This window comes from Paraburkholderia sp. WS6 (assembly GCF_030464835.1).
Taxonomy (GTDB): Bacteria; Pseudomonadota; Gammaproteobacteria; order Burkholderiales; family Burkholderiaceae; genus Paraburkholderia; species Paraburkholderia madseniana.
Map to the genome: position 1 here is coordinate 1 of NZ_JALQCK010000099.1, position 3,491 is coordinate 3,491.

Sequence of the window (3,491 nt, forward strand, 5' to 3'; positions counted from 1 at the left end):
GCGCAACTATGACGATCTCGGGAATATGCGCAGTTCCGCGCCACGGAGACTCGTTTGTCCTTCCGCGGTGGGCTATGCATGGCGGGTCCGTGGTGTGAACTGCGCATAATTACAGGCTTTCAAGGAACTGCATCAGGCGATCGGGCGGTCGATATCGCGGGATTCCGCTGCGAGGTGGCTGCAAAGTATTGAGCGCGCGCTCCTTCATCGCGAGGTCGGCCTCGACGTACATGTGAGTCGTGGCCGGGCTTTCGTGTCCAAGCCACAGCGCAATGACGCTGAGGTCAACGCCCGATTGCAGCAGATGCGTTCCGGTCGAGTGCCGGATGACATGCGGAGAAACGGGATGGCTTGATAGTTGGGGACATTGCCCGGTGGCCGTCCGCACGGCGAGCTTGAGCCGATCTGTAACGTTGGACCGTGTCATCGGATTTCCCGAGCGATTGGGAAACAGCATCTGGTCGGGCGACGCCCCGATGCGTGGCAACCAGCTTCTGATTAGGCTCGCTGTCGAGCGCCACAGAGGTACGGTGCGCTGCTTCCGGCCTTTGCCGTGGATATGGGCACAGGGCGCTTTATCCAGGACGACGTCGCCCACCCGCAGACCGATCAGTTCGGAAACGCGTGCGCCAGTGTTGTAAAGAGTTGCAAACAGTACCCGGTCCCGCTGCCCGCACCAGGTGTTGGGGTCGGGCGCGGCGAGTAGCGCCTCGATCTCATCACGCGACAGGTGGCCGATGAGCGGTCTGTCGAAGCGTTTCATCGGAATGGCCAGAGTGCTTTGGATAACAGCCAGTGCGGAAATATCCTTGAGTGCCGCGTACTTCAGGAATGAACGGAGGGCAACGAGCCGCGCGTTCCGGGTACGCGCGCAATTATGTCGGTCGTCTTCCAGATGACGAAGAAAAGCCAGCACCAGCTTCACGTCGATGTCCGTTAATGCCAGGTCGACAGGCGACTTACGGAGACGCGCCTGAGCAAACTGAAGGAATAGTCGAAACGTATCCCGGTAGCTGGCTATCGTCTGCGGACTGACTGCCCGTTGTTGCATCAACCGTTCAACGAAGAATTCCTGTAGCAGCGCCGCGAAGTTCGACGCCGAAGAATGCCTGGGCCTAGACATGGCAAGCTCCTCCTGCAAACTGCTCAAAGCGTTGGGCCGCAATCGCCATCAGTTCGGGGATGCCGGTCAGATACCAGTAGGTGTCGGTCACTTTGGCATGCCCTACGTAAGTCGACAGCATGACCATTGCGTTGTCGACGTCCACCCCTTGCTGGTACCAGAGCAACACCCGTCGGCAGATAAACGAGTGTCTCAGATCGTGGATGCGTGGAGCCGGATGATCCCCACGGGCGACCCATCCCAACTGTGAACGCAAGGACCCGAAGACATCCTCAACCGTACTGATCTTCATGCTGCTTCCGTGCACGATGAAGAAGTGATCGCTTAGAGTGATGGGCCAATCGCGATCCCGCAGCTTTACGTAGCGCGCGAGTGCTCGCACGACGGTTGGATGAAGTGGAACGACACGTGACTTACGATACTTCGTATCCCGAATCATTAGCAGGCCATGATCCAGGTCGGCGTCTGCGCGTCTCAGATTAAGCGCCTCAGAAATCCGCAGTCCGGTGGACGCGATCAGCCCGAACAGGGTTGAGTAGGTGACGGGCCGCAGTTTCTCCTTCGAGGGCAAGGTTGCAGCGGCGGCCAGCAGTTCCCGGATCTCCTCATGGGTATAGATGTGCGGTGTCAGACGGCGATGGGCTCGGCCAAAAAGGTAAAGAGGGGGAACTTCGGTGGCGGGGTCAAATTGTTGGAGATACCTTGCGAACGGGCGAACGATCTCAATCCGGCGCGCCCAGGTAAAGGGCGTCTGACCTGGTCCAGATCGAGCCCAGGACGCTGCCAGATTTACGGTTAACGACCCGTGGTGGCCGCTCCGGTCAGCAAAGCAGGCAAAGTCAAGAAGCCGGCGTCCCGTGCACCGCAGGTCAAAACCGAGGCGACGTCTTGACTCAAGGTAGTCCTCGGCGAGCGATACCATCCTGACTGTACGCTTCATGATGTTCTCCCCGGCCAGGGCAGCGCGACTCTTGCAAGGCTGCTGAGATCGATCGTGGTGTAAATCGCGGTAGTATCCAGACAGCGGTGTCGAAGGATATCGGCAATCTCCTTCATGGGGACTCCTGCCTGGACCAGCCGGCTCCCTACGCTGTGTCGCAGAACATGAGTTCCACGCAGGCGTGGATCGCTGCCGCATCGCGCATGAGCGGCGCGGACGGTGTTGCGAACGACGCTCGAACCAATGGGTTCGGTAAGTGGAGCAACATGCCGCAGAAATACCGCCCGGCTATCGGAGGCCGGACGGCCGCCAGTCAGGTATTGGGCAATGGCGCGGCCGGTCCGGGTCGGCAATGGAAGCACGTCTGTTCGCCGCGCCTTGCCTGCTGATAATCGCAAGGTCCCGTCATGCCAGTTCAGATCGTCCAGCTGGAGCGAGGCCACTTCGCCGGCGCGCAGCCCCAGGTCGACCATACACCGGGCCATCGCGTAGTCCCTGCGGCCGATCGCGGACTTGCGATCGAATGCGTTGAGAAAGCGTTCCAGCTCCGTCTCAGAAAGCGTGTCTGGCAACGATGCGAGCCTCCACTGGGCGATTTGCGGGATCGCGGCAATAAGGCACCGGACGCGATCTCCATGCATACCCCGGAAACGCAAATAGCTCCGTAGCGCAATCCCAAGTACTTTGCCTGTGCTCGGTTTGCATCCCTCGAGGTGACGGACTACGAATCGGTGAACATGTTCCGGCTTGACCTGTGCCATATCGATTCTCGATGCACCGAATCGCTCTGACAGGAATGTCCGTACTATGCGCGTGCGCAACCTCCTCGTAGATGAGGCCAGCCCGCAGACCTGGTCAAGATGTGCGTCAAACTCCTTGAGTTCCTCCTGTATCGAACGGGGTGTGAAATCGGGCCGAGGTGGTATGTCCGCTCTCTGGCGCAGCACGGTAAGCAGATGCTTTAAGGCCGACCGGTTATGGTGCCTGCATCTTGGTGTGCGCGATGGGCAGTCACACCGCGGTAAGTGTTCATCCAGAAAACGGCGTACCAGCGCTTCATCAATCTGACCGAGTTTGACGCGTCGCTTGCGCAGCCAATGCGCAAAGTGCGCGACGCTGCACAGATACTTACGGACGGTCCACGACGAATTCCCGCGCCCGATCAAATAGCTCGAATAGGCCTGATAGCTGGATTCGAGCACGCTGTCCGTCAACCATGGCAGGGTCCGCTGCGGTACGAAGTCGTTGTCCATGATACTTCTCCTCAAAAAGCCGAACTAGCCGGCCTGCCGCCTGAGGAAAGCACTTTTATTATGCGCAGTCTACTAACGGTACCCGTGGTCGAACACCCGTCGCAGCACGCCAAACGGGCGTCCGTGACGCGGAACTGTGCATATTCCCGAGATCGTCATAGTTGCGCCCCTTGCC

At 59.2% G+C, this 3,491-nt stretch carries 3 protein-coding genes; all 3 read right to left on the reverse strand.

The features are described from left to right. Positions 1 to 109: 109 nt before the first annotated feature. The 3 genes from M0D64_RS44585 to M0D64_RS44595 are packed head-to-tail and all read right to left on the reverse strand — an operon-like array spanning position 110 to position 3,316. Positions 110 to 1,123, reverse strand: a complete 1,014-nt coding sequence (locus M0D64_RS44585; RefSeq protein WP_266262286.1) for a site-specific integrase — start codon at positions 1,121 to 1,123, stop codon at positions 110 to 112. Next, positions 1,116 to 2,063: a tyrosine-type recombinase/integrase gene (locus M0D64_RS44590; RefSeq protein ID WP_266262288.1), complete on the reverse strand. Its 948-nt coding sequence runs from the start codon at positions 2,061 to 2,063 to the stop codon at positions 1,116 to 1,118. Before M0D64_RS44590 ends, M0D64_RS44585 begins: the two co-directional genes overlap by 8 nt. Continuing rightward, positions 2,060 to 3,316 carry a site-specific integrase gene (locus M0D64_RS44595; RefSeq protein WP_266262289.1) on the reverse strand — a complete coding sequence of 419 codons (1,257 nt, stop codon included), beginning with the start codon at positions 3,314 to 3,316 and terminating at the stop codon, positions 2,060 to 2,062. Before M0D64_RS44595 ends, M0D64_RS44590 begins: the two co-directional genes overlap by 4 nt. Between the last annotated feature and the right edge of the window lie 175 nt (positions 3,317 to 3,491).

What these genes read in the sequence shown, in the direction of transcription:
- M0D64_RS44585 (WP_266262286.1), bottom strand. Translation starts at nt 1,123, where the DNA reads ATGTCTAGGCCCAGGCATTCTTCGGCGTCGAACTTCGCGGCGCTGCTA.
- M0D64_RS44590 (WP_266262288.1), bottom strand. Translation starts at nt 2,063, where the DNA reads ATGAAGCGTACAGTCAGGATGGTATCGCTCGCCGAGGACTACCTTGAG.
- M0D64_RS44595 (WP_266262289.1), bottom strand. Translation starts at nt 3,316, where the DNA reads ATGGACAACGACTTCGTACCGCAGCGGACCCTGCCATGGTTGACGGAC.